Below are 23464 nucleotides of genomic sequence, written 5' to 3' on the forward strand. Positions count from 1 at the left end.
TTACCCTAGGAAAAGCGGCCTTTTTGCCTTATGCGCTCTCTCGAATTGTCCCGATCTGTTCCAGCCAAGCGCGGGGGTATCGGGGGCATTTCACGGGGTATCGATTTGAGGGGTCGGGGTACGATGCTGACGGACGCAGCCGCCAAGCGCGCCGAGAAGCGCGACAAGCCATATAAGATTGCCGACGCAGGCGGGCTATATCTCTATGTCGCGCCGAGCGGGCTGAAGTCCTGGCGGATGAAATTTCGCCTGCATGGCAAAGAGAAGCTGCTGACCTTCGGGCCATACCCCGAGGTCAAACTGTCGGAGGCGCGCGAGAAGCGCGACGTGGCGCGGGCGCAGATCCGTGAGCATGTCGACCCGTCGGGTGCGCGCGAGCGGGCACGGATGGCGAAGGAGACCGCGAAGGCGGAGGAGGCCAAGCAGATCACCTTCGAGAAGGCGGCCCGCACCTGGCACGACCTTCAGCGCGGCCGGTGGGCGCTAGTGCACGCCGATGACGTCATTACCAGCCTGGAGCGCGACGTCTTTCCGGCGATCGGCGCAAAGCCGCTTGGTGTCATAGATGCGCCGACGGTGCTGAAGGTGCTGCGCGTGGTCGAGGATCGTGGCTCCATCGAGACGGCCAAGCGGCTGCGGCAGCGTATGTCGGCCGTCTACTCCTACGCGATCTCCGAAGGGATCGTGACCATCGATCCGGCTGCGGCGGTCGGGAAGGCGCTCAAGCCGCTGCCGAAAAAGGGCAAGCAGCCGTCGATCACCGATCCCGACGAGGCGCGCGAGGTGCTGATTGCGGCTGAGGCGTCCGGCGCATCGCCGATTACCAAGTTCGCCTCGCGCTTCCTTGCGCTCACCCAAGCGCGGCCGGGCATGGTGCGCGGCTTGGAGTGGTCAGAGATCGAAGGCGTGGACTGGGATGATGCCCTGTTCGGCCCCTTTCTGCCGATCTGGCGCGTGCCGGCTCGGCGCATGAAGCTGGTGCTGGATATGAAGGACGAAGAGGCGTTCGAGCATATCATCCCGCTTTCATGGCAGGCGGTTGACGTGCTGCGGGCGGCGCGTCGCCTGACGGGGCGCAACAAGCTGGTGTTCCCCGGCCAGCGCCACAGCCATAAGCCGCTGAGCGAGAACGCCATCGGCTACCTCTACAACCGCGCCGGCTTCCACGGCCGGCACGTCCCGCATGGCTGGCGCGCGGCATTCTCCACCACGATGAACACGTTAGCGAAGAAGCGCCGGCGGCATGAGGACGCGGACGTCATTGAGCTGATGTTGGCGCACGTGCCCGAGAACAAGGTCAAGGCTGCCTACGATCGCGCTGGCCACATGGAGCGGAGGCGGGAGCTATCGCAGGAGTGGTCGGACCTGTTGATGAAGGGGATGGGAAGAGCAGACGCGCTACTGAGCGGAGCGCGGAGATCAGGTTGAAACCTCTGCGCCCCCTTACGATATGAGAGGTGATCGGACGAACCGATGGGCTACTCCATTGCGTTACGATCAGCATCCGCGTACACCCATGGAGGTTCAGGCAGTACCGAACAGTCCCCCTGTGGTTCGGATTTGTCGTTAATGGCGCAGCAGGGATGGAGCGAAACGGACGTTTAACCGTTCGCTTCTATGAGGTTTTTCAATGGTCACGACCTTGGTCGGCTTACCACATCGATTTCGAATCGGCGAAAGGAGGTAACGTGATGAACAGTCAATTTGACCGAGCCGCGGCGCTGCTCTTTCCCCAGGTAGGGCGTCGGGCCATAGACGTGAAGTTTTTCTGTCAGCCTGACTCCACGGCCGAAAATTTGGCTGAGCAGATTGTCGTGTGTCTGGCGGGTCAGGACGATCCCAGCAACGTGATCGCAAACGTAGATCACGCTTGACGCCCTATAATATAGCAGGATAAACGACGCCCCCTCAATAGAGGGGGCGTCGTTTTTGCGTTACCAGCAGTTCATAGAGCAGTTGGCTCAGAAGCGGCCATCGCCCCGCGTTCACATTGAAGATCTTGTAAGCTTGGTGCACGATTATCACCATGGCGTGGGCAGGGTTTTCTTCAGGTATTTCGATCACTTTCCAGGTAGCCAATATGGCATCTTCTTCTGGATGGAAGAAGAGCTCGCCGGCCGCAATGAGGAGCCTCATCGGGACGCGCAGATCCATCTCAGTTCTGTTCTCAGAGACGATCGTCCTTTGCGGCGTATCGTCGCCGCTAAAGAGATGATGCACGTGTTCGACGAAGAAAAGCAGCGTACCGCTAATGTGGAACAGCTCCGCACTCTCCTGAACGACATTGCCGAGAAACCATTCCTGGATGAGGCAAGCGCACAATATGCCGCAGACCGCGAGGCGCTTTGGAAAGCGATTATTGCGCTGGTTCCTCCGTGGTTGCGGCAAGAATATTTGGATCAGGCTCGTGCCGGTGTGATTAAGCCAGCCGAATTGGCAGCTCGATGGTGGCTGCCGGAGAACGTGGCGGCAGCCGTGGTGGGGTCACAATACGAGACTGCGGCAGCCCGATTTGGGATCGACATTCAAGCGCTTTCGGTTGCCGCCTGAATAAGTGGTTTATGCCACAGTGCTCCAACCCATCGGATCGGCAATCCACGCCTCTACATCGCTCTCGTACCAAGCGACCAACCCAGCGCTGATCGGAGTCGCCTTGGGGAAGGTGCCGGCTCCTGCGCGACGGTAGATCGTCGTCCGGCTAAGACCGGTACGCTTTTTGACCTCCGCGAGGCGGAGCAAGCTGTCTTTGCGGCGGTCGGTCATCGTCTTCCTCGTTCGGCCAGCTCGCGGAGCCGGCGCAGTTCTGCGGCGATCGTCTCGGCGGCGCGGGCCGCACGGGCGATCGACGGAAAGACCCAGATCAGCGCCACGATGGTGCAGGCGAATAGGGCGCCGTCGGTCATTGCCGCGTCTCCCCGAGCCCGAGACCGCCTACCTCCTGCTCGAACTCTTCCGAGATCCTGCGGAGCATGGGGGCGACCTGGGCAGGACCGAATTGCGTGGCGATTACCGCCGCCGACGCCTGGAACAGCACGGTAGCCGCCTCGATTGCGTCGGTGGTGGACACCATCGCAGCATTGGCCAAGCTGACGGCATAGTTGTCGAGTTGATCGTCGGTCACTGCACCTCTTCCTTCCGAAACGCTGCGACGGCGGCGGGCACCATCTCGACTGCGTTGCGCAGGCTGGTCTCAACGAGGTGGCCCATTCCGTTCCGAACAGACCAGTCGACGCATGCCGCTATAAGGGTGGGGATGGCGGCCGCGCGGTGCCGTAGAACGTGCATGTCGACGGCGGTCCTGGCCTGATCGAAAGCCGCTTCCGTGCAGACGCTGTAATTGTCGTTCACCGTTCATCTTTCTGATTGTCGACCGGGCGGGCCAATGGGGGGATCGCCCGCCCGGTCTCACCCTGGCCCCGCCGGAGAGCGGGCTGGGGTGTTCTGTTAAGCTTGGCGGTCGCCACCCCGAGCCACAGCGGCCCAAGGATCAGCGCGACGCCTATCTTGTCTCGTGTGAGCAGCTCGAAACCGACCGCCCAATGCGTGGGGCTCACTGCCGCAAGAGCGACCCAGGCGCGGCCACGATAGGTCGTGCCGGCGCCGGCGGGATGCCAGCCGGTGGGCGTGGTGACATCGACGGCAAGGCGCATCATGCCGCGTTCTCCGCTGGCTTGAGCTTCACACGCGCGATCTGCCGGTCAATGGCGATCGACCCCAATTCGGGGAACAGGCGTGCGATGTGCCCGGCGAATGCTTCGGCGTCTTCCAGCCTGTCGAACCGCATGCGGAAGGCCACGCCATAGTCGCCGTTGAAACGTCGCGTTTCAGTGGCACCAGCGGTTGGCTCCCGCATGGAAAGGATCACGCGATCGGTCATGCCGACACCGGCAAGCGGGGGCTGCGAACGATCCGGTAAGCGACGATGTTGCGCTTCCAATCCTGCGCCTTCCATGTCCACCATTCGGCAGGCCAGTAGGCGGCAAGCTGGATGCCATCGCGGCCCGCAAGGATGACGCCGCTCTCGAACGCCACTTCGACCCAGCACCGCTTTCCGTCGAATGGGAAAGGCTGCCCGTCATGCCTAATCCAACCGTCTGGGCGGATCGTGACGCGCGGTTTCGACAGGTCATTCCGATTCAGCAAGGGCAACGAGCAAGCTGGCCCGATCTCCCAAGCGAGGACCGGCGGCCGGCTCAAGAAATCGTAGAGGCGGCGAGATAAGCCGAACATCACTTCGCGCTCCGATTAAGCCGCGCGGGCTGGATGGCAGCCCACACGATGGCGTTCTTGCCGCTGGCGTTGCGGCGGCGCTCCCCGGTGTCGCGGACCTTGCCCATGCGGCTCAGCTCCGTGATCCGGGGGCGGATCGAGAGGATCGACATGCCCAGCCGCGCAGCGACTTGGTCGGCGGTCAGGCCATTGGACCGCTCCAGCACGTCGAGCGCCATGTGCCGCAGGATCTGAGCCTTGGGCGCGATCGCGTCGGCGGCAGCGCGGGACGTGTCGCGGTCCTGCGCGCCTGGAGCGGCCGGGTAGCGGAACAGGTCCGTCACCGGTCGGCCTCCGGCGTGCGGCCGATGAAGATCTGCGCGGTGAGGCCAAATCCTTCGAAGCTGATGGACCAGGCGCGACCTTCGCCGCGCGCGTCCCAGCGCTCGATCGAGTTGTCACGATCTATGGTCAGACCGGGCTCGACCGCGCACCACCATCTGCGTAGCGCCTTCATGCCGCCGGCCTCGGATCGTCACCGCCGTCTTCCAGCGCGACCTGGTGCAGGAACTCGTCCCACAGCCTGCCGACCTTCAGGGCCTGTTCCAACCGATCGCCGTGCTGCGTCTGCGCGCCGGCCACGTACATCTGGTGAAGCGCCAGCATCTCCGTGTCGTAGGCGTGCCATGCGACCTCGACGGGGCTGGTGGTGGCGGCGAGGCGGATCACGCCGACGCTTCCTGCGCGGGGCGGCGCTTCCGGGCTTCTGCCGCAAAATGCGCCGAAAGCTCATCCGCGCTGTCGAAAGCGCAATGATCGGCGTAGGCGTTGGCCGAGCAGATCTTCCCGTCGGGCATTTTAACATACCAGCCCTCGTTGGGCTCGCCCAAGCCGTCGTTAACACCTGCCGGCGTCACCGGGCGGATCTCACCGTCGGCGCATATCGCCCAAGCCACCATCGGGGTGAAGAACACCTCATGAGGCTCTGTCGCTTGCGCCTCGATGTGGCAGAGCATCGTGCCCGGCTGGCAGGGCATCAGCTGAACGGGCCTGCGCAGAATTGCATCGGCTACGCCGCTGTGGATCTGGAAAGTCGTGTCGTCGCGGCGACGCGCTACTCGGTAACGAGACCCATGTTTCCCGGGATCGCTGGGAGGGCTGATCGACTTGATATTGTCGATGCTCCAGGCGCCGTCTGTCTCCGGATCGTGATAGAAGCCGATCATGCGGCCCTCTCCTGAACAAGTACGAACTCGCCGCAGCGGTTCGCGCGGTGGACCTCGGGCCAGCGGGTGTCCGTCTCGCCGTCATCGACGCTGACGAACACGCGGGGCGGGTAGCGACGACAGGTGCCGAACTCGGCATTGCTGTGACGATCACGGGGATCGGCAATCGCCAGTGCCGCTGCCGACTGGCAGAAGTGATCGCAGAAGCGACACGCCCGGCTCACGCCGCACCGCCTTCCGCCAGCCGGCCCAAGTCCGCCCGGATCGCGTGCCAGTAGGCGTCAATCATGCCGACGCCGTCCTGCCGCTCCCAGGCGAGGTCCATCTTTAGCAGGACGGCTGCCAGTGACGGCGCCTCGGTGTGCTCGATGACGACGTCCAACAGCGTGCAGTAAGCGTCGACGCCAGCGTCTACATCTGCATCGTCGGAAACGGGGCCGATCGCATCGAATGCGGCGCGGCAAAACCGATAGGCGCGAACGGCGTCGTCGAACATTGAGCGCGGGCTGGATACCTGCCATGCGTCGGCGAGGGCGAGGCTCATGCGAACGCCTCCTGCGCGGCTTCCAAGCCGACGACTTCCGCGAGAAGCTCTTCTGCGCGGTTGCGCATGGCGACCGGGATCAGCCGCAGATCCGCGCTTCCGATGTTGGCGAGCGCATAGCCGCAGATTGACAGCGTGGCGGTCGCAACCGCATCGAAGATCTGCTGATCGGCTTCGTTGAGCCCACTGTAATAAGCTTCCTGCCGCAGATCAGCGACAAGGCAGAGCAACGCCACGTCGAGCAGGTTCTCGGGAGCCTGGGTCAATGCGTGATCCAACAGCTTCTCTTCCAGCTGGGAAGCTGCAGCATCCGTTGCCCGGTGCTTGCTGGTGAGATCGAAAGCGAGCCCGACGCAGCTCCGCTGCTGGGCGACCGCGCCGGCCACCACGGCTGTGTCGACCATGGCGCGAACGACTGTCTTGCGGGACTGCTCGACAACACCGGGTTCGGCCGTGGAGGGGAGGGGGCGACGCGCGCTCACTTGCCTTGCGCCCCAACAAAAAAGTGGGTGAGAGCGGCCAACTGCCCGACTGCGCTGAAGACGCGGGCATGCGTATTCCCGCGCATTCCAAGGAACGTTTCTTCGGGAGTGTCGTAACTGTTGTCCGCATCGCGGCAGGCTGCGGCCATCATGGAGCAAAGCCCGATGATGCTTTCTTGGAGTTCGCGGATGTCGTCGGGATTGCCCCCGAACAGCGTCACGCCCTCGATCTGGTAATTGGAGAGGAAGCTTGCGGCTTCCTTATGGGCGGCGCGCCTTGCGTCGTACCGCGCCTTCGCAACCTGTTCGTCGTCTACTGCGGTGGCCATGACGGACCCTCCTGCCAAGGTGGAGCAGGTGGGTCTGCGGAGGCTCGTCCCTTACATCGCGGGGACCGACAGCACGCGTTTCCATCCTGCGCATCCGGGCCGTCCGACTGCGTCGCTAGGCGAACGCTTCAGAGCGGCTCTGATGCGCTTAGGATTGTCCGAAATGGAAAGTGCGTCAAGACGGATTATCGTTAATGGATAATCACAGCCGTCGGTTGACGGAGACAGCGCGACCTATGACGGTGAAGGGCTCCCGGCCAAGTGCTATCGTTTTGTGGTCAGGGTTGCTGGACTGCGGCTCCAGCCGCGCAGGGTCAGCGCGGAACTGCTTCAGGGTGGTCTCGCCACCGCCGTTCATGATCGCGTAGATCGCTCCGTCGCGGAGCTCGTGCTGGTCTGGGTCGATTACCACGATGGAACCTGCGGGTGCGACCATGTCCATGCTGTCGCCATGGGGCTCAAGAGCGAAGGCGTTCGGTCCCACGTCGTCCGGGACGACTATATGCCCCACTGGATCCTCGATCGCTTCCTGCCAATTGCCGGCGGCAATGCGACCGACGACAGGGATGGTGCGAAGGCCTGCGGGTTGACCGCTGCCGAGCAAAGCATGGGCGCTCATGTCCAGCGCCGAGGCCAAGCGCTCGACCCAATCAAGGCTGAGGCCGCGCATGGAGCGTTCCATCTTGGAGATGGTGGCGATCGTGGTGCCTGCGCGCTCGGCCAGGTCACCCTGGCTCCACCCACGTTGCAAGCGCAGATCGCGAATGCGGCTGGGCATCACGTCAGTCAGTTTGGTCACCACGGCCTCCTAGAGTGAGGGCGTGTTATCCGAAACGGAAACACAACGATACGCACAATGAGGGTTAATCCGCTGCTTGCCGCCACTTTCCAAAAAGGATAATGTCTCAGCCATGGACCTGAAGACCTATCTGGCCGCAGAGCGCATCCCATACCGAACGTTCGCCGACCAAATTGGTGTGGCGAACCCTGGCGTGATCGCGAAGTATTGCAGCGGCGCCCGCTTTCCTCGTCCAAAGATCCTCGCGGCCATCACTCGTGAGACGAGCGGCAAGGTGACGGCCAACGATTTCGCCGCCTACGCTGCGGCAGAGTGATGGGGATGAGGGAGGGGGGCTCACACCGGGCGCGGGGCAGCCGCTCGCCCGAGCGCGATGCGGCGTTCCGCCGCGCCGTCGATCAGGCGAAGCAACGCTACAACATTTCCGACGTCATCGGGCGCTACACCAAGCTGAAGAAGGCGGGCGCGCGGGCGCTGCGTGGCCTTTGCCCATTCCACAGCGAGCGGACGCCCAGCTTCCACGTCTACGACGCGGACGGAGGCTTCCACTGCTTTGGCTGCGCCGCGCACGGCGACATCATTGATTTCCTCCGGTTGAAGCAGGGCGTTGGCATGCTCGACGCGGTCCGGTGGCTGGACTCCGCCGCGTTGCCGGAGGTGACGGAGGAGCAGAGGGCCCAGCAGCGCGCTGAGGACGAAGCCGACCGCGCCGCCAGCATCGAACTGGCGCGCACCGTGTGGAGGAAGGCCGTGCCTGCCGCCGGCACCCCGGCCGAAACCTATGCTCAGGCCCGGGGCATCCGCATCCCGTTGCCGCCATCAATTAGGTTCGCGCGCACGCCTGCTTGGTATGACCGGGAAACGGACGAATGCGGCCCGAACATCCCGGCCGTGATCGGCTGCGTCCAGGGCGCCGACGGCGAGTTCATGGGTATCCAGCGCATCTTTCTGGGTAAAGGCGGGCGCGAGAAAGCGCGGATGCCGAAGCCTAAGCTGACGCTCGGGCGGTTCATGGAAGGGGCGCTGCGCCTGGGGGCTCCAGCCGAGCAGATCATCGAGTGCGAAGGCCCGGAGGATGGTTGGACGTTGATGCAGGAGATGCCCGGCTCCACGGTATGGGTCGCGCTCGGCACCTCGAACATGGCAGCAATGCGGTTCCCGGAAGGCGTCCGCAGCGTCCGCGTGGCCGGCGATAATGGTACGGCCGGTGAAACAGCAGCGGCGGCAGCCCTAAAGGCGCATGCCGAGCGCGGCCTAGCTGTAGACGGCTTCTTCCCGATCGCGGGGTTCAAGGACTTCAACGATCAGCTTCGTGGGGTGCGGTCATGACCGGCTTCCCGACGCGGGCAGCTGATACTGCCGCCCGTCCGCTGTCCAACCCCGAGGCGGAACTGCTGCTGCTTGCGGGGATGCTCCATGATCCGCGCAAGATCGACCAAGCCGCCGACGCCGTCCGCGCCGTCGACTTCGCTGATCAGGCTTTCGGGCGCGTGTTCCAGCTCGTCGTTGATCGAGCTGCCGCCGGTCAGCTGCTCAACACCATCACGATCGAGCCGTTTCTCCGGGACGATCAAGATTATATCCAGCATGGCACGCTAGGCCGCCTGCGTGAGGCCGCGCTGTCGCCGGAGGCGCAAGGCAAGCTTGGGTCATATGCCGCCCAGATAGCGGACATGGCGTCGCGGCGGCGCTTCACGACCGGGCTGCGAATGGTCATTCAGACGGCCGAGGATCTGGACGTCGCCAGCGACTATCTTCTGGCCGACGCTGACGAAGCGATTGCCGAGCTGGCCGATCGCGGAGCCGGCAACGAGCAGGATCATGCCGCGCATTTCGCGCGCAAGGCAGTCGACACCTTCGGGCAGCCGCAGGACGGGGTGCTGTCAGGCATCATCGGCTCGCTGGACGATCGCCTCGGTCCGCTGAAGCCCGGCAGCTACAACGTGCTGGCCGGACGCCCCGGCATGGGCAAGACGGTAACGGCGACCTCTTACGCATGGGGCGCCGCCGCGCGTGGGCACAGCACGCTCTTCATAAGCTTGGAGATGACGGCCGACGAATTGTCCCGTCGACTGCTGGCGGACATGTGCCACACCCCGCAGCGTTGGGTGCCCTATGAGCGCATCCAGGCGGGTACGGCCATTGGTTCGGATCTGGCGCTTGTCCAGGCCGCGTGCGCACGGTTGGACCGCCTGCCGCTGGAGATAGCCGAACCTTCCCGCCTTACCGTGGCGCAGCTGCGCCGCCGTGTTCGCCGCCACAAGCGCCGGGAGGCGGCGGCAGGGCGGCAGCTGGAGTTGGTCATTGTCGACTACCTGACGCTGATCGCTCCCAGCCGGCAAGGCATGAGCCTCTACGAGCATGCGACCGAGGTCAGCCGTTCGCTGAAGGAAATGGCCAAGGAGGAGCGCATTGCGTTGCTGGTCGTCGCCCAGCTCAGCCGTGAGGTGGAGAAGCGGAATGATCGACGTCCGATCCCTTCTGATCTGCGCGACAGCGGCCAGATCGAGCAGGACGCCGACGCGATCCTGTTCGTCTACCGCGAGGCCTATTACATCGCCCAGGAAGAGCCCCGCGAGAAGAACGGCGCAGAATACATCGAGTGGCAGAACGACATGGAGGCGCTGCGCGACCGCATCGACTTCCTCGTTCCGAAGCGGCGTTTCGGGCAGACCGGGGTCGGCCGAGGATACTTCTTCGGCGCGTCGCAGGCTGTGCGTGGCGATGACTATTACCAGATCGAAGGAGGCGCGCGTGGCTGAGTTTCCGGCGCTCCCGCTGTGGACGGACGCCTATCTGGGCGACACCACGCACCTGACCACGTTCGAGCACGGGGCGTATATGCTGCTGCTCATGATAGCGTGGCGGTCACAAGGTTGTTTTCTGCCCGACGATGACGCGCTGCTCGCGCGGTACACGCGGACGACGCCCGACAAGTGGCGCAAGCTCAAGCCCGTGCTGCAGCCGTTTTTCACCGTGAAAGAGGGCGGTTGGCACCAAGCCAGATTGCAAGATGAGTTTCGGCTTCTGCAAAGCCGGAGGGATCAACAGGTGCAAGCCGGTCGTGCCAGCGCCAAGGCTAAGTCCCTGAAAAGATTGAACCGCCATACAACGTCCGTTGACCTGTCGTTGCAACGAGATGCCAACGAGATGGCAACCCCCACACCCACACCCACTTCAGTAGATAAATCTACTGGCGCAGACGCGCCGCCAATGGATCCGGTGAAGCAGGTTTTCGACCTCGGCGTCGAACTGCTGACGGCGGCCGGCAAGAGCCCACGAGACGCGCGTGGGATCATCGGTAAGTGGCGACGGGACGAAAGCGACGCGTGGGTGCTCCAGGCGCTGCTGGACGCCAAGGCGCAGGCGATCACCGACCCAGTCCCTTGGGTCGAGGCGCGACGGAAGATCGGGGTGCCGACACCGGCCATGCAGGACGCTCGCAAGGCGCTGCGCCGGCAGATGATCGAAGACCAGCGACGGGAAGATGCGGAGCGCGGTTTGCTGCGGCCGCAGGCAATCAGGGAGGACGAAGCGTGAGGAAGGAATTGACGATCACGACTGCCGTTGCGGCGGCGCTGATGGCGGCCGGGTGTGATCGGCGGCCGCCGGAATGGACCGCGCAGCAGGACACGGCGATCTGCACCGACCGGCAGGGCAAGCGCGTGCCTGATCGGAACTGCGAGCAGCGCGGCCACGGGGCCTACGGCGGCAACGGCGCGAGCAGCGCGTTCATGTGGTACTTCCTCGGCCGCAACAGCCAGGTGCCCTACTACGGCGAGGCGGCACGTGGCGGATCGTACAGCGGGACGACGGGCCGATCCTACTTCCGTGCCCCGTCCGGCAGCGCCATGACGCGATCGGCAGCAATCTCACGCGGCGGGTTCGGCTCGTCGGCTCACAGCTTTTCGAGTGCGCACTCGTGATCCGGCGGAAGATCGAGCCCCGCCACGACTGGCAGGCGAAGGTCGAGGCGGATGGCCTGATCTGGCACACCGCCGAGGGCAAGCCGTACTGGAATGAGGCTTCGTACTACGCTTTCACGCCCGGCCAGATTGAGGAGATCCACGGCGCGACGGAAGAGTTGTACCGCTTGTTCGTGGGGGCGGGCGACGCAATCGTCCACGATCCGCGCCTGATGGAGCGGTTCCGCATTCCCGACGCATTCCACGACGCCGTTCGGGCTGCGTGGCACGCGGAACCGGCGGCGCTGAACTATGGCCGGTTCGACCTGGGCTATGACGGCACCGGCTCCGCCAAGCTGTTCGAGTTCAACTGCGACACGCCCACGTCCCTGCTGGAGGCGGCGGTGATCCAATGGAGTTGGAAACAGGAGCGGTTTCCGCAAGCCGACCAGTTCAACAGCCTGCATGATAAGCTGGTGGCCAAGTGGCGCGACCTTGCGCCGCATCTGTCCAGCGTGGTCTACTTCGCCCACGTCGCAGATGACGCCGGGGAGGATACCGTCACGGTGTCTTACCTGCGCGACACAGCGCAAGCGGCCGGTCTGACGACCGTGCCGATCCTGATGAGCGACATCGGCTGGGATAGTGAGCACGGATGCTTCGCCGATCTGGACGGCAACCCGATGTGGTCGACGTTCAAGCTCTATCCGTGGGAGTGGATGGTCCACGAGGAGTTCGGCGCGCAGCTGCTGAAGACGCTGGAGCGCGGGGACACCCAGTGGCTGGAGCCGATCTGGAAAATGATCTGGTCCAACAAGGCGATCCTGCCGATCCTGTGGGATCTGCACCCTGACCATCCGAACCTGCTGCCCGCCACCTTCGACATCCCGGCGGGCGACGCCGTCGCCAAGCCGCTGCTGTCACGCGAGGGCGCGAATGTTTCGATCCGGCGCGGCGGCCAGGTCATCGCCCAGGCAGAGGGCGAATATGGCGAGGAGGGCTATGTCTACCAGGGCCTGTACCCGCTGCCGGAGAGCGCACCGGGATGCTTCCCGGTCATCGGCAGCTGGGTGGTGGACGGCGAGCCGGCGGGCATGGGCATCCGTGAAGACGGGCTAATTACCGGAAATACCGCGCGGTTCGTGCCGCATATCATCATCGAGGCGTGAGGGCGGGCCTCGTTTTTGGAGAGCATGGTGGAAGAGGGCAGGGCGGGGAAGTGGTGCATTTTGCAGACGTCGGCCGGGCGGACACTTCCGCTCGCGCGGGCGCTGTCGGCGGCCGGCTATGAGGGATGGACGCCGAGGCGGATGGAGTCCCGCCGCCGGCCGCGCAGCACGGTCACCATTGACCGGGAACTGGCGATCGCGCCGGGGTTCGTCTTCGTGCCCTCGCGGCACCTGGACGACCTCTGGCGCGCGCTCGCGCTTCCCGTCTGCCCGTTCCCGCCGTTCTCCGTGTTCACGGTCGGCCGCCGTGTCCCGGAGATTTCTGGGACGGACATCCAGGGGCTGAAGGCCGAGGAGACGAAGGCCGACATCGAGTGGCAGGCGTTCGTGGATCGGCGCGAGAAGAAGCTGAAGCGTTCGCAGCGCTACCTCTACGGTCGAGGAACGGTCGTGCGGGTGGCCGATCAGGACAGCATGCTGGGCATGGTCGGCGTCGTGGCGGGCGGCAACGACCGGGTGGCGCAGATCGAGTTCAGCAATGGACACAAGTGGAACATTGAGACTTGGCGACTGATTCCTGATCATGTAGATGCAGCGTTGTCCGGTAAGGACGCGGCCGCAAGGACGGCTATGGCGAGCTAACTCGGTCGACTTGGGGTCGCCCTCGCCAGCAACGCGGTGGAAGCACCCTGCTTCCCGCGACAGCTAGAGAAATGTCCAGAGATGTTAAACCCTAGCCGCCTACCGGGCGCAGCACCTCCACCACGTAGCGGGCCGCCAGTTCCGTGCGGCGCTCGATTGGATAGCCGGCCACACCGCGCTCCATGCGGCTGATGCTGTCGAGGGACATGCCCAAGGCCTCGGCCATCTGGGCAAGCGTCATGCCCGCATCCTTGCGCAGGCGCCTCAGTTCGTCGGGTTGCATCGTGTGGCCTCCAATCGTATCTTGCAGTCGGAGCCCGGTGCCGTGTTGTTCACGGTCACCGGACCCCGGTTAAGCTAGAAGAAGATCAGGAACGACACCCGAAGCTTCTTCCAAGCCAACCGAACGGTGAAGCCAATCATCATTGGTCTTTCCTTTCGGTTTGTCGGCGGGCTGCATTCCCGCTGACAAGGAATGATTTAGACGTGACACCTAAACCGGTCAAGCGGTAAGTTAGGTGTCACGTCTTTTTTTTGTGCCTCCCACATTCCGAGCTTCCGGCGCTGCGGTGCGGCTCCCCCCTGAGGCTGGGTCGTGCGCCGGGAGATCCTGATGGCCAAGCTAAGCCGCATTGCCCCGCGCCTGTCGACGGCCGCTCCACGGTTGGCCAGTGCCGCCACCACGCAGGACCGTGACCGCGAGCGCATTGCGTTCAACCCGCTGCGCAAGCTCTACAAGACGGCGCGATGGATGAAGCTGCGTTGGCAGACGCTGGTCCGGGACGCCTTCACCTGCCAGATGTGCGGGAAGATCGGGCACGATCCCTCCAAGCTGGTGGCCGACCATAGGCGGCCGCACCGTGGCGATCTGACGCTGTTCTGGAAGCCGGACAACCTCCAGACGCTGTGCGCGTCGCCATGCCACTCGAAACACAAGCAGCGCCTGGAGCAGGCGCAGGAGATGCGGTGATGCGACCTATCCCCGTTCTGGAGACCGAGCACGGTGCAACGGTCTATATCAACCCGGCGCAGGTGAGCAGCGTGCAACGCGCGCCGGACGACGCCACGCTGGCTATCGTGTGGATGGCGGATAGGTGCAGCTGGCGCGTGAAGGGCAACGCTAAGGATGTGGCGTCCCTCCTGCTTGCAAGCGAGCCTGACGCGGGGCTTGTCCCTGTGCGGGGCGGTGAGGGAGATCGGCCGGTTAGCCCGGATTACGAGGCCGCCTTTCGCTCGCTCTTGGAACCGCTGTCGTGGATGCGCAGGCATAAAAGGCTGAGCGCCTACTTGGGCTGGAACCTCGCTGACATTGCCAACGACCTGATCGACGGTGCCTATCCGGGCCTTCGTGATGGTGCCGCCAAGCCCCTGCACCCCGACCGGGGGTAGGGGGGTCGAAAGTCAGGGGTCCGGCCGGGGTAAGGACCGCCCCCGTACCCACGCGCAGAAAATTTCCTCCCCCAGATCGGCAGGGGTGCGTACCGGCGCCAGAGAGGCGGACCATGATCAACAAGAAAAAGGCGGCCGACTGGACCGCGATCAAGGCCGATTACTTGGCTGCGACTATGTCCATCCGCGAGATCGCTGAACAATATTGCCTCACAGAGGGGGCTATTCGCAAGCGTGCGAAGGCCGAAAAATGGCCCGTCCGGCCGAAAATGGTACGCAGACAGCTCGAACAGGCCCGGAAAGTGCGTACCGCGCCACCCGCGCGGCCGGTCGGGGCGGAAAGCGCGCCAGCGGCAGAGCCGGCGGCCATCGCCGACCAGGCCCGCGCGCTGGTGAGCCGCCTTCTGGACGAACTGGACACCGTCACCACCCACCAAGGCGAACTGGAGGACATGATCCTTTCCGAGACGGCCGGTGACGAGAATAACCGCCGCCGCGACGGCATGCTGGGCGCGATCAGCCTCGGCGGCCGCGCCAAGACGTTGAAGGAGCTGACCGCCGCGTTTAAGCAGGCGAATGAGGCATCCGCGCCGCAGGGTAAGAAGGCGGCGCAGCAGGAGAAGGCGAACCAGATCGCCAGCCGCTTCCGTCCGATCGGCCCGCCGAAGCTGAAGGCGGTGCAGTAGTTGGCGCTTCCGACCTGGTCGACGGCGTGCCCCGACTGGCGCGAACGGATCAAGGGGCGCCGATCGCTCATACCGTTCGACCCGCTCTACCCGGACGCCGCCGAAGCAAAGATGGCGGTGTTCTCGTCCCTGCGGATCACCGATCTGCCGGGCCAGCCGACGATCGGCGACGCATGCGCGCCCTGGATCCTCGACTTCGCGGCCGCCATCTTCGGCGCTTACGATCCTGAGACCGGCGAGCAGCGCATCAACAATGCGATGCTGCTGGTCAGCAAGAAGAACACCAAGTCCACGATCGCCGCCGGCATCATGGTCACGGAGCTGGTCTGCGGCTGGCGCGACTATGACGAAAACCTGATCCTCGCGCCCACGAAGGAGGTGGCGGACAACAGCTTCGGGCCAGCGGCGGCGATGATCCGCGCCGACGAGGAACTGGATGCGCTGATGCAGATCCAGGATCACTACCGGCTCATCACCAACCGCACTACAAAGGCGAAGCTCAAGGTTGTTGCGGCCGACAAGAAGACGGTGGCGGGCAAGAAGGCAAGCCGGGTGCTGGTCGATGAGCTTTGGCTGTTCGGCGAGGTGGCCACGGCCGGCGCTATGCTGGGCGAGGCGACAGGCGGCCAGATCGGTCGCCCGGAAGGCTACAATCTCTATCTGACGACGCAGTCGGACAAGCCGCCAGCGGGGATCTTCAAGGAGAAGCTTACATACGCGCGGGACGTGCGGGACGGGACAGTCAACGACCCCAAGTTCCTGCCGGTACTGTACGAGTTTCCGACCGAAATGCTGGCAGCGGGCGAGCATCGCGACCCCGCGAACTTCTACGTCACCAACCCGAATATCGGTCTTTCGGTGCGCCAGGACTGGCTGGAGGGGGAGTTCACGAAGGCCGAAGCCGGCGATCCCGGCGAGCGGCAGGTGTTCTACGCCAAGCACCTCAACGTCGAGATCGGCGTCGGCCTGTTGCACGATGCATGGGCTGGCGCCTTGCACTGGGAGAAGGCGGCGGCATCGCCAAAGGTGTGGGACGGCTCGTTGGAGCAGCTCCTTGAGATTTGCGAGGTCGTCACGGCCGGGATCGACGGCGGCGGCCTGGACGACCTGTTCGGTCTGTGTCTGCTCGGCCGTCACAAGGTCACCAAGCAGTGGCTGATCTGGTGCCGGGCATGGGCGCAGCAGGACGTATTCGAGCGGCGCAAGGACATCGTTTCAACGCTCGACGGCTTCATCAAGGACGACGACCTGATCAAATGCGAGGATCCGACGCAGGATCTGCGCGAGGTGGCGGACCTGCTGGAGCAGGTGAAGGATGCCGGGCTGTTCCCGGAAGATCATGCCATCGGCCTCGACCCGCATGGCGTCACTGCCCTGGTTGACGAACTGGCGGGGCGTGGCTTCGACATGAAGCAGCTGATGAACGTGCCGCAGGGCTTTCGCCTGCACAGCGCGGTGATCGGCAGCGAGCGCAAGCTGAAGGACGGCACGATGGTCCATGCCAGCCAGCGCTTGATGGACTGGTGCGTGGGCAACGCCAAGACAGAGCAGCGAGGTAATGCCGTGCTGATCACGAAGCAGGTCGCCGGCAAGGCGAAGATCGATCCACTGATGGCGATGTTCAACGCGGTGGTGTTGATGAGCCGCAACCCTGAAGCGGGCGGCGGGGGCGTCGACGACTTCATCGCCCAGCACAAGCGGGCGGCCTGATGGGCCTCGGTTCGTGGGTGGGCTCCACCCTTCGCTGGTTCGGCACCGGCGAAAACGGCAAACTGAGCGGGGCGCCTGAGGACGAACCCACCCGAAAGGCGATCCAATGGGGTAACGGCCAGAACACGGCTGGAGAATCTGTCAATCAGAAGTCGACGCTTGGGCTTTCGGCTGCCTGGGCGAGCGTCACGCTCAAGTCCGAGCTGGTCGGCGCCATGGGCATGGGCGTCTATGAAAAGGCTGGCGGCGGCCGGAAGGATCAACCCGACCATTGGCTCTACAACCTGGTGCATGAGCAGCCGAACCGCGACCAGAGCCCGTCCGAGTTCTGGGCCGCGATGGTCGCGTGCATCGACCTGTGGGGCAACGGCTATGCCGAGAAGGAGATGCTGGGCAAGCGCACCACCGCGCTGACGCCGCTCTCGCCCGATCTGGTGACCTGCCGCCGGAACAAGCGGAACGAGCGCGAATACGTCTATCTCGACCGGGGCAAGCAGGAGGTGCTGCCGGCCGACAAGATGCTCCACCTGCGCGGCATGACGCTCGGCGGCGACACTGGCCTGTCCGCCATCGAATACGGGCGCCGTACGCTCGGCTCGGCCATGGCGGCCAATCGGGTCGCACGGGATACGTTCACCAACGGGCTCCAGCTCGGCGGCTTCATGGAAACGGGCTCGACCAAGCTCACCCCCGATCAGCGGGCCGACATGGTCGAGATCTTCGACGAGTTCACCGGCAGGGCGATGCGGGGCCGGATCGTGCCGCTGGAGAAGGACTTCAAGTTCCAGCCGTTGAAGATGAACCCGACCGAGGTGCAGCTCCTCGAAAGCCGCGCCTGGGACGTGGAGGAGGTCTGCCGTTGGTTCGCCATGCTGCCAATGCTGATCGGGCACGCGGCCAAGGGTCAGACGATGTGGGGCAGTGGGATCGAGCAGCTTCTGCTCGGCTGGCAGACGCTCCGCCTCAACCCGCTGCTGCGGAAGATCGAACAGGCGGTCAAGCTGCAGCTGCTGTCTCCGGCGGAACGACAGGCGGTCTATCCGGAGCTGAACCGCGAATCGATGATGGCGATCGACAGCGCCGGCCGCGCCGCGCTGTATTCCGCCTTCGGTCAGAACGGCGTGATGGATCGCAACGAGATGCGGTCTCGCGAGAACCTCGATCACCGCGCAGGCGGTGAGTATCTGACGGTGCAGTCTAACCTGGTGCGGCTCGATCAGCTCGGCACAACGGCCGCGCCGGCGGAGCAACAGGCCCGCTCGGCACTCATGAACCTGCTGTTCGGCGGCGATGTCGACGCAGCGATCGACGCCCGCGTGAAAGCCGCGATGAGGGGCCGCGATGGCGTTCCCCGTCTGGAGGAATGACAATGAACATGCCGTCCGCCTTCGGGCGCAAACACACTGGCGCGCTGAAGGTCCGTGACTTCGATTTCGAGGTGAAGGCGGTCGGTGATGACGGCTCTTTCTCGGGCTACGGCTCCGTGTGGGACGTCGTCGACAGCTATCAGGAGATCGTCGCGCGCGGTGCATTCACCGACAGCCTGGCCGAGATCGCGGCCAAGGGCCGGCCGGTGCCGGTGCTGTGGCAGCATCGCAGCGGCGAGCCGATCGGCGCATGGTCGAACCTGAAGGAAGATGACCACGGCCTGTTCGGCGACGGCAAGATCCTGCTCGATGCCGGTGACATGGAGCGCCGGGCTTACGCCCACATGAAGGCGCGCACCGTCACTGGCCTGTCGATCGGCTATTGGGTCCGTGAGAGCAGCTACGACGAAAAGACCGGCATTCGGACGCTGACCAAGCTCGACCTCGTCGAAATCAGCCTCGTCACCTTCCCTGCGAACGATGATGCGCGGGTGGAAGCGGTCAAGTTCAAGCTCGCCCACAACGAGCTTCCCACAGATCGAGAGTTTGAGAAGTACCTGCGGGAGGCAGGTTTCTCGAAAACGCGAGCCGCCGGCCTCGTCGGCCACGGCCTCGCAGAACTGCGTCGGAGGGAGTCCGAACGCGATCAGACGGCACCGGGCCTGAAGGCCCTTTCGGACACCCTCGCCGGCTTCAGCCTGAAGACGGCCTGACAAGGAACACCACGATATGAATATGATCACGTCTGCTGCGGCGATGGCCGCAGCCGCGAGCCCGGTTGCGCGCGAGTTCGGCCGTAAGGACGCCAACGGCGGCGCTGGCGACGACAAGTCGCTGGAGGCACTCCAGAAGCAGCTCGGTGAGACGCTCGGCGAGGTCAAGGATTTCGCCAAGGAGTTCCGCGCCAAGAATGCCGCAGGCGACAAGGTCAACGAGGAGACCAAGGAGAAGGCGGACAAGGCGCTCTCCGAACTCACCGGCCTGCGCGGCGAAATTACCGAGCTTTCGCAGAAGCTGGCGCAGGGCAAGCGCGGCGGAGACGAAGCGCCGCAGATCAAGTCGCTGGGCCACGAGGTGGCCAATCACCAGGAAGTGAAGGATTATGCGGCTGGCGGCTGCAAGGGCACGATCGGCTTCTCGGTCAAGGCGGTCACCAGCGCGACCGGTTCGGCCGGCGGCTTGATCCGCCCGGATCGCCAGCCCGAAATCGTTGGCATCCAGCGCCCGCAGTTGCGCGTGCGTGATCTGCTTACCCCTGGTCAGACCGACAGCAATTCGATTGAGTACGCTTACCAGAGCCTCCGCAACAACAACGCGGCGGCGGTGGCGGAAACCGCCCTCAAGCCGGAGAGCGGCTATGGCTGGGACGTGGCGAATGCGCCCGTGCGCACCATCGCGCACTGGGTGCCTGCGTCGCGCCAGGCTATGGATGACGTGCCGCAGCTGGAGAGCCTGATTGACGGCGAACTCCGGTTCGGCCTCGACGATGCCGAGGACGCGCAGCTGCTGCTCGGCGACGGTTCGGGTCAGAACATCCTCGGCCTCTACACGCAGGCACCGAGCTATGTTCAGCCCTCCGGCGTGACGATCAACGGCGAGACCCGCATCGATCGCATCCGGCTGGCGATCCTGATGGTCGAGCTGGCCGACTATGCGCCGGACGGCATGGTGCTGCACCCCACGCAGTGGACCAACATCGAGCTGACGAAGGACTCGGCCGGCGGCTACGTCTTTGCCAACCCGCAGGGGCTCGCCTCGAACGTGCTGTGGGGGCGCCCGGTCGTGTCCACCAAGCGGATCGGCCAGGGCAACTTCCTCGTCGGCGCATTCAAGCTGGCGGCGCAGATCTTCGATCGCATGGATACCGAGGTGCGCATCTCGGATCAGGATCGCGACAACTTCATCAAGAACATGCTGACGATCCGCGCCGAAAAGCGGCTGGCACTGGTGATCCGCCGGCTGGCGGCGCTCACCAAGGGCAACTTCACCGGTCTCTGAGCCGGCGAACCGGAGGGCGGCTAGGGCCGCCCTCCTTTTTCGACCGCCGCCGCATCGACGGTCCAGAAAGGAGACGATCCATGAAGAACGCTTACGTGATCAGCGATCACCACGGGGACAACGGAACCGTACGCGAGGGCAAGATCCTGCGCGACGTCCAGACCAAACGCTTCGACGAACTGGAGGCGCGCGGGCTGGTGCGCGAAGCAACTGCTGCCGAGGTCGAGGCCGGCGATCAGCACTCAATCGAGCCCGACCCGTCCAAGCCCGTCGAGAGCGAGAAGCAGGCCAAGGCACCGGCCAATAAGAAGGCGGCCGAGCCCGCCAATAAGGGCGCCTGATCATGGCCCGCCCCGGCCAGCGTCTGCGGAACTTCGCCTGTTCGCCGACCTTCACCGTCAAGCCGTCGATCAGCGGTATCCCCAAGGTCGGGCAGACGCTGACCGGAGCGAGCGGGGCCATCCTCAACGGAACGGTCAGCGGTCGCCAGTGGAAGCGGGGCGGCGTCGCCATCATCGGGGCCACGGAGGCTACGTACGTTCCCCAGGCGGCAGATGTAGGCGCGGCGCTGACGTTCGAGGTCGTCGTCACCAACGCTCTGCGATCCACCAACATCACCAAGGCTACTTCAGCGGCAACTGCCGCCGTCGCCGCTTAGTCCCGGAGCACCCGCATGGCTGATTTCAACTCTCCGCTGCCCGCCGGCACGCCGATCGGCACCAACATCAGCGGGAAGCTGCACGGCAACAACCTGCTGAACGACACGACCGGCGAAGACGCCATGGGCTTGGTCACGACCAGTCCGGGTGCAAACACGCTGCTTGGCCGACTGAAGGCGATCGTTACGGCGCTTGCGGCGCGATTGCTGACCGACGCGGGCCCGGCGTCCAAGGCGTTCGCGATCACGCCCAGCGACGGCACGGCGATTTCACCCATCCCTCGCGCCGTGCGCGTGAACGCCGCCGGCACAGTCGCCTTTCGGGCTTCGGGCAGCTCTGCGGACGTGACGATCACCGCCGTCGCTGGCGAGATCATTCCGGTGAACATCCAGTACATCCGGGCGGCCGGCACGTCGGCTACCGGGTTCGTGGGCTACGCGGACTGATGCTCGCGCAGCTGGTCGCGATCGGGGTCATCCCTTCCGCCACCGCCGATCCAATCCCCGGCGACGTGGGCGTTCCGGACGATTGCACGGCCGTGCTGCGGCGGATCAGCTCGGTGGTCAGCATCGCGACCGGGTTGCCGCTGGGCTCGGTGCCGTTCGAGCGGCATTTCGACCCGTCCGATCGCCTGCCCTATGCCTTCGACTGGACGGAGGCGCTGCCCGAGGGCGCTAAGGTCGAGACGGTTCGCCGCATCTCGATTTCGGCCCTTGGCGCGCAATATGGCGTCACAGTCATCAACGACGCCGAGCATCCGACGCTGATCGATGCGGAGACCGGCACCCTGGTGGCGTTCTGGCCATCCGTTGCCGACCTCTTCCAGTCGAACAACGCATTTTCCAGCACCGGATCGCCGATCGGCATCAGCATGCAGATCGCGACCGACCAGAGCCCGCCGCAGTTCATCGAGCAGACGGCGGTGCTGATCGTGAGGCAGAAATGATCATTGATGCCGGCGAGCAGCTGCCGCTCCATATCCATGAAGTGTTCGAGGGCGTCTGCGGCGTCGCTCGCGGCATGGTGGCCTTCACCCCGAACCTCACCGATCGTGCGCCAGGGCGTGTGCATGGCGCGTTGCTGAACGGTCGGACGGTGATCCTCCATGATATTGAGCCGGCCGGCGACGACCGCTCCTATATCGCCCGTTACCGGTACACCCGATGACGCCTGATGAGATGCGCGCCCAGCTGGGCCTCGGTCCGGAGGTGTCAGACGCTGAGGTTGTTGATCGGTGGGCGCAGCTTCAGGCTGGCGTGTCTGTCGAGCAAGTGCCTCCAGACGAGCCGGTCACCTTGGCGGAGGCCCGCACCCAGCTCGGCATGCTCCCAGGCGACGATGCTACGCAGGATCGCCTCATTGAACAGATGATCTGTGCAGCCCGCCAGATGATCGAGGGCGAAACCGGCATGGTGTTGGCCCGGCGCGTCATCACCGTCGGCGCGGCATCCTTCTGGGGGCTCAAGCTGGCAGAGCGACCGATCATAAGCATCGATGCCATCAGCTACACGGACTTGACGGGCGCTGCTCAGGATTTGGATGCGAGCGCGTGGCGCGCCATCGTCAGTCGCGGCACCGCCCGGGTCGTCCCCGCAGGCAGCGGCCTCCCTTCGGTATATCCGTGCGGCCGCGACGCGATTACCATCACCGCCACTGCTGGCTACACGCCTGACGATGTGCCCGACACGTTGAAGCGCGCCATTCTGATCCTGGTGACGAGCTGGTTCGTGACTCGCGGGGAATGGAAGATGTCGGAAGGCGTTCGCAGCCTTTGCGAGCTGCACGAACGGTGGTGACCGCCTTCGATCCCGGCAACATGCGGTCGGTGGTCACCTTCTTTCGTCGCCGCGCCCCTGCACCTGGCGCGACGAACAAGCCCGGGAAGGGCAAGGAACAGTGGGACGAGGTCTGCACGGTGCGCGCGGAGGTCCAGGACGTGCTGCCCAGTCGTGCCCAGCGCGACAGCGATGTGGCGACCGCCAGCGCGCGGCCGGCGCGGCTCCGCATGCTCTACCGGACCGACATCACCGCCGACATGCGCGTCGTTCACGATCGTCGCACCTACGAGATTGTCACCGGCCCGGCGCAGCTCGGCTTCCGCCAGCGCCTTGAGCTGGTGATCGAAGAAACCAGCGCCCACGAAGGAGGCAAGTAGATGGCCCAGCCCAAGCACGACGCCGTTGCGACACGCGATTTCACCCACGGCCCCGTCGCCTACTCCGCCAAGCAGTTCATTCCGGCGCTGCCTCAGTTCGAGGACTGGAAGGGCGTCGGCCTCGTGCGCGAGCCGACCAAGGCGGAGGCGGACGCCCACAAGAAGGCGCAGTCGTCGGCGTCCGATAAGGCCTGA

The 23464-nt window shown here is 64.6% G+C and carries 42 protein-coding genes; 25 read left to right on the forward strand and 17 right to left on the reverse strand.

Annotation, left to right across the window (positions count from 1 at the left end):
- Positions 1-123: 123 nt before the first annotated feature.
- The 3 genes from Q0D93_RS01380 to Q0D93_RS01390 all read left to right on the forward strand — a co-directional run bounded on the left by Q0D93_RS01380 (position 124) and on the right by Q0D93_RS01390 (position 2550).
- On the forward strand, positions 124-1428 hold the full coding sequence (locus Q0D93_RS01380) for an integrase arm-type DNA-binding domain-containing protein (RefSeq protein WP_294390321.1): 1305 nt from the start codon (positions 124-126) through the stop codon (positions 1426-1428).
- A gap of 263 nt (positions 1429-1691) precedes the next feature.
- Entirely contained in the window at positions 1692-1874 is a 183-nt protein-coding gene (locus Q0D93_RS01385; RefSeq protein ID WP_294390324.1) for a hypothetical protein, read from the forward strand.
- A gap of 55 nt (positions 1875-1929) precedes the next feature.
- Positions 1930-2550, forward strand: a complete 621-nt coding sequence (locus tag Q0D93_RS01390) for a hypothetical protein (protein WP_294390327.1) — start codon at positions 1930-1932, stop codon at positions 2548-2550.
- Between the two features lie 9 nt (positions 2551-2559).
- Here Q0D93_RS01390 and Q0D93_RS01395 read toward each other — a convergent pair whose 3' ends face one another.
- The 16 genes from Q0D93_RS01395 to Q0D93_RS01470 all read right to left on the reverse strand — a co-directional run bounded on the left by Q0D93_RS01395 (position 2560) and on the right by Q0D93_RS01470 (position 7589).
- The gene (locus Q0D93_RS01395; protein ID WP_294390330.1) at positions 2560-2763 is read right to left on the reverse strand and encodes an AlpA family phage regulatory protein; all 204 of its coding nucleotides are present in this window, start codon (positions 2761-2763) and stop codon (positions 2560-2562) included.
- Positions 2760-2903: a hypothetical protein gene (locus Q0D93_RS01400; protein WP_294390332.1), complete on the reverse strand. Its 144-nt coding sequence runs from the start codon at positions 2901-2903 to the stop codon at positions 2760-2762. Before Q0D93_RS01400 ends, Q0D93_RS01395 begins: the two co-directional genes overlap by 4 nt.
- Positions 2900-3121, reverse strand: coding sequence for a hypothetical protein (locus Q0D93_RS01405; protein WP_294390333.1), 222 nt, complete (start codon positions 3119-3121; stop codon positions 2900-2902). The genes Q0D93_RS01400 and Q0D93_RS01405 overlap by 4 nt, the downstream gene beginning before the upstream one ends.
- Positions 3118-3348 (reverse strand): hypothetical protein, encoded by a 231-nt coding sequence (locus Q0D93_RS01410; protein WP_294390337.1) that lies wholly within the window; start codon positions 3346-3348, stop codon positions 3118-3120. Before Q0D93_RS01410 ends, Q0D93_RS01405 begins: the two co-directional genes overlap by 4 nt.
- Positions 3345-3653: a hypothetical protein gene (locus tag Q0D93_RS01415; RefSeq protein WP_294390339.1), complete on the reverse strand. Its 309-nt coding sequence runs from the start codon at positions 3651-3653 to the stop codon at positions 3345-3347. Before Q0D93_RS01415 ends, Q0D93_RS01410 begins: the two co-directional genes overlap by 4 nt.
- Positions 3650-3877 carry a hypothetical protein gene (locus tag Q0D93_RS01420; RefSeq protein ID WP_294390342.1) on the reverse strand — a complete coding sequence of 76 codons (228 nt, stop codon included), beginning with the start codon at positions 3875-3877 and terminating at the stop codon, positions 3650-3652. Before Q0D93_RS01420 ends, Q0D93_RS01415 begins: the two co-directional genes overlap by 4 nt.
- Positions 3874-4032 (reverse strand): hypothetical protein, encoded by a 159-nt coding sequence (locus tag Q0D93_RS01425; protein WP_294390345.1) that lies wholly within the window; start codon positions 4030-4032, stop codon positions 3874-3876. Before Q0D93_RS01425 ends, Q0D93_RS01420 begins: the two co-directional genes overlap by 4 nt.
- A gap of 197 nt (positions 4033-4229) precedes the next feature.
- On the reverse strand, positions 4230-4553 hold the full coding sequence (locus Q0D93_RS01430; RefSeq protein WP_294390347.1) for a hypothetical protein: 324 nt from the start codon (positions 4551-4553) through the stop codon (positions 4230-4232).
- Entirely contained in the window at positions 4550-4726 is a 177-nt protein-coding gene (locus tag Q0D93_RS01435; protein ID WP_294390350.1) for a hypothetical protein, read from the reverse strand. The genes Q0D93_RS01430 and Q0D93_RS01435 overlap by 4 nt, the downstream gene beginning before the upstream one ends.
- The gene (locus Q0D93_RS01440; RefSeq protein WP_294390355.1) at positions 4723-4938 is read right to left on the reverse strand and encodes a hypothetical protein; all 216 of its coding nucleotides are present in this window, start codon (positions 4936-4938) and stop codon (positions 4723-4725) included. The genes Q0D93_RS01435 and Q0D93_RS01440 overlap by 4 nt, the downstream gene beginning before the upstream one ends.
- A complete protein-coding gene (locus tag Q0D93_RS01445; RefSeq protein ID WP_294390360.1) occupies positions 4935-5435 on the reverse strand; it encodes a hypothetical protein in 501 nt (166 codons plus the stop codon). Before Q0D93_RS01445 ends, Q0D93_RS01440 begins: the two co-directional genes overlap by 4 nt.
- Positions 5432-5659 (reverse strand): hypothetical protein, encoded by a 228-nt coding sequence (locus Q0D93_RS01450; RefSeq protein ID WP_294390362.1) that lies wholly within the window; start codon positions 5657-5659, stop codon positions 5432-5434. Before Q0D93_RS01450 ends, Q0D93_RS01445 begins: the two co-directional genes overlap by 4 nt.
- Positions 5656-5979 carry a hypothetical protein gene (locus tag Q0D93_RS01455; protein ID WP_294390366.1) on the reverse strand — a complete coding sequence of 108 codons (324 nt, stop codon included), beginning with the start codon at positions 5977-5979 and terminating at the stop codon, positions 5656-5658. The genes Q0D93_RS01450 and Q0D93_RS01455 overlap by 4 nt, the downstream gene beginning before the upstream one ends.
- Positions 5976-6383: a hypothetical protein gene (locus tag Q0D93_RS01460; protein ID WP_294390369.1), complete on the reverse strand. Its 408-nt coding sequence runs from the start codon at positions 6381-6383 to the stop codon at positions 5976-5978. The genes Q0D93_RS01455 and Q0D93_RS01460 overlap by 4 nt, the downstream gene beginning before the upstream one ends.
- A 74-nt stretch (positions 6384-6457) precedes the next feature.
- Entirely contained in the window at positions 6458-6790 is a 333-nt protein-coding gene (locus tag Q0D93_RS01465; RefSeq protein WP_294390371.1) for a hypothetical protein, read from the reverse strand.
- A gap of 202 nt (positions 6791-6992) precedes the next feature.
- Positions 6993-7589: a S24 family peptidase gene (locus tag Q0D93_RS01470; protein ID WP_294390373.1), complete on the reverse strand. Its 597-nt coding sequence runs from the start codon at positions 7587-7589 to the stop codon at positions 6993-6995.
- Positions 7590-7701: 112 nt separating this feature from the next.
- Here Q0D93_RS01470 and Q0D93_RS01475 point away from each other — a divergent pair, with 112 nt between their 5' ends.
- From Q0D93_RS01475 to Q0D93_RS01505, 7 genes are read left to right on the forward strand one after another with little or no spacing between them, the layout of a single operon-like run.
- Positions 7702-7905, forward strand: a complete 204-nt coding sequence (locus Q0D93_RS01475; protein WP_294390377.1) for a hypothetical protein — start codon at positions 7702-7704, stop codon at positions 7903-7905.
- A 5-nt stretch (positions 7906-7910) separates the two neighbouring features.
- Entirely contained in the window at positions 7911-8918 is a 1008-nt protein-coding gene (locus Q0D93_RS01480) for a CHC2 zinc finger domain-containing protein (protein WP_294390380.1), read from the forward strand.
- Positions 8915-10351 carry a DnaB-like helicase C-terminal domain-containing protein gene (locus tag Q0D93_RS01485; protein ID WP_294390383.1) on the forward strand — a complete coding sequence of 479 codons (1437 nt, stop codon included), beginning with the start codon at positions 8915-8917 and terminating at the stop codon, positions 10349-10351. The genes Q0D93_RS01480 and Q0D93_RS01485 overlap by 4 nt, the downstream gene beginning before the upstream one ends.
- Entirely contained in the window at positions 10344-11129 is a 786-nt protein-coding gene (locus tag Q0D93_RS01490) for a DUF1376 domain-containing protein (RefSeq protein WP_294390387.1), read from the forward strand. The genes Q0D93_RS01485 and Q0D93_RS01490 overlap by 8 nt, the downstream gene beginning before the upstream one ends.
- The gene (locus Q0D93_RS01495; RefSeq protein WP_294390390.1) at positions 11126-11515 is read left to right on the forward strand and encodes a hypothetical protein; all 390 of its coding nucleotides are present in this window, start codon (positions 11126-11128) and stop codon (positions 11513-11515) included. The genes Q0D93_RS01490 and Q0D93_RS01495 overlap by 4 nt, the downstream gene beginning before the upstream one ends.
- A complete protein-coding gene (locus Q0D93_RS01500) occupies positions 11512-12663 on the forward strand; it encodes a glutathionylspermidine synthase family protein (RefSeq protein WP_294390392.1) in 1152 nt (383 codons plus the stop codon). Before Q0D93_RS01495 ends, Q0D93_RS01500 begins: the two co-directional genes overlap by 4 nt.
- Positions 12664-12687: 24 nt before the next feature.
- Complete coding sequence (locus Q0D93_RS01505; RefSeq protein WP_294390395.1) at positions 12688-13305, forward strand: hypothetical protein; 618 nt, start codon at positions 12688-12690, stop codon at positions 13303-13305.
- A gap of 91 nt (positions 13306-13396) precedes the next feature.
- Here Q0D93_RS01505 and Q0D93_RS01510 read toward each other — a convergent pair whose 3' ends face one another.
- Positions 13397-13588 carry a helix-turn-helix transcriptional regulator gene (locus Q0D93_RS01510; RefSeq protein ID WP_294390397.1) on the reverse strand — a complete coding sequence of 64 codons (192 nt, stop codon included), beginning with the start codon at positions 13586-13588 and terminating at the stop codon, positions 13397-13399.
- Positions 13589-13900: 312 nt separating this feature from the next.
- Here Q0D93_RS01510 and Q0D93_RS01515 point away from each other — a divergent pair, with 312 nt between their 5' ends.
- From Q0D93_RS01515 to Q0D93_RS01585, 15 genes are all read left to right on the forward strand, one after another.
- Positions 13901-14275: an HNH endonuclease signature motif containing protein gene (locus tag Q0D93_RS01515; RefSeq protein WP_294390400.1), complete on the forward strand. Its 375-nt coding sequence runs from the start codon at positions 13901-13903 to the stop codon at positions 14273-14275.
- Positions 14272-14694, forward strand: a complete 423-nt coding sequence (locus Q0D93_RS01520) for a hypothetical protein (protein WP_294390402.1) — start codon at positions 14272-14274, stop codon at positions 14692-14694. The genes Q0D93_RS01515 and Q0D93_RS01520 overlap by 4 nt, the downstream gene beginning before the upstream one ends.
- 113 nt (positions 14695-14807) lie before the next feature.
- Entirely contained in the window at positions 14808-15380 is a 573-nt protein-coding gene (locus tag Q0D93_RS01525) for a hypothetical protein (protein ID WP_294390405.1), read from the forward strand.
- Positions 15381-17090: a terminase TerL endonuclease subunit gene (locus tag Q0D93_RS01530; protein ID WP_294390409.1), complete on the forward strand. Its 1710-nt coding sequence runs from the start codon at positions 15381-15383 to the stop codon at positions 17088-17090. It begins immediately after the preceding gene.
- Complete coding sequence (locus tag Q0D93_RS01535) at positions 17090-18457, forward strand: phage portal protein (protein WP_294390412.1); 1368 nt, start codon at positions 17090-17092, stop codon at positions 18455-18457. The genes Q0D93_RS01530 and Q0D93_RS01535 overlap by 1 nt, the downstream gene beginning before the upstream one ends.
- Before the next feature lie 2 nt (positions 18458-18459).
- The gene (locus tag Q0D93_RS01540) at positions 18460-19170 is read left to right on the forward strand and encodes an HK97 family phage prohead protease (protein WP_366510231.1); all 711 of its coding nucleotides are present in this window, start codon (positions 18460-18462) and stop codon (positions 19168-19170) included.
- Between the two features lie 22 nt (positions 19171-19192).
- Positions 19193-20455: a phage major capsid protein gene (locus Q0D93_RS01545; RefSeq protein WP_294390418.1), complete on the forward strand. Its 1263-nt coding sequence runs from the start codon at positions 19193-19195 to the stop codon at positions 20453-20455.
- 80 nt (positions 20456-20535) lie between these two features.
- Positions 20536-20796, forward strand: a complete 261-nt coding sequence (locus Q0D93_RS01550; protein WP_294390420.1) for a hypothetical protein — start codon at positions 20536-20538, stop codon at positions 20794-20796.
- 2 nt (positions 20797-20798) lie between these two features.
- On the forward strand, positions 20799-21113 hold the full coding sequence (locus tag Q0D93_RS01555; protein WP_294390422.1) for a hypothetical protein: 315 nt from the start codon (positions 20799-20801) through the stop codon (positions 21111-21113).
- Between the two features lie 15 nt (positions 21114-21128).
- Positions 21129-21560, forward strand: coding sequence for a hypothetical protein (locus tag Q0D93_RS01560; RefSeq protein WP_294390425.1), 432 nt, complete (start codon positions 21129-21131; stop codon positions 21558-21560).
- Positions 21560-22060 (forward strand): hypothetical protein, encoded by a 501-nt coding sequence (locus Q0D93_RS01565; RefSeq protein ID WP_294390427.1) that lies wholly within the window; start codon positions 21560-21562, stop codon positions 22058-22060. Before Q0D93_RS01560 ends, Q0D93_RS01565 begins: the two co-directional genes overlap by 1 nt.
- Positions 22057-22281, forward strand: coding sequence for a hypothetical protein (locus tag Q0D93_RS01570; RefSeq protein ID WP_294390430.1), 225 nt, complete (start codon positions 22057-22059; stop codon positions 22279-22281). The genes Q0D93_RS01565 and Q0D93_RS01570 overlap by 4 nt, the downstream gene beginning before the upstream one ends.
- Complete coding sequence (locus Q0D93_RS01575) at positions 22278-22910, forward strand: hypothetical protein (RefSeq protein ID WP_294390434.1); 633 nt, start codon at positions 22278-22280, stop codon at positions 22908-22910. The genes Q0D93_RS01570 and Q0D93_RS01575 overlap by 4 nt, the downstream gene beginning before the upstream one ends.
- Positions 22886-23269 (forward strand): head-tail adaptor protein, encoded by a 384-nt coding sequence (locus Q0D93_RS01580; protein WP_294390437.1) that lies wholly within the window; start codon positions 22886-22888, stop codon positions 23267-23269. Before Q0D93_RS01575 ends, Q0D93_RS01580 begins: the two co-directional genes overlap by 25 nt.
- Positions 23270-23464, forward strand: coding sequence for a hypothetical protein (locus Q0D93_RS01585; protein ID WP_294390439.1), 195 nt, complete (start codon positions 23270-23272; stop codon positions 23462-23464).

The organism is uncultured Sphingomonas sp. (assembly GCF_934560975.1).
GTDB lineage: Bacteria > Pseudomonadota > Alphaproteobacteria > Sphingomonadales > Sphingomonadaceae > Sphingomonas_I.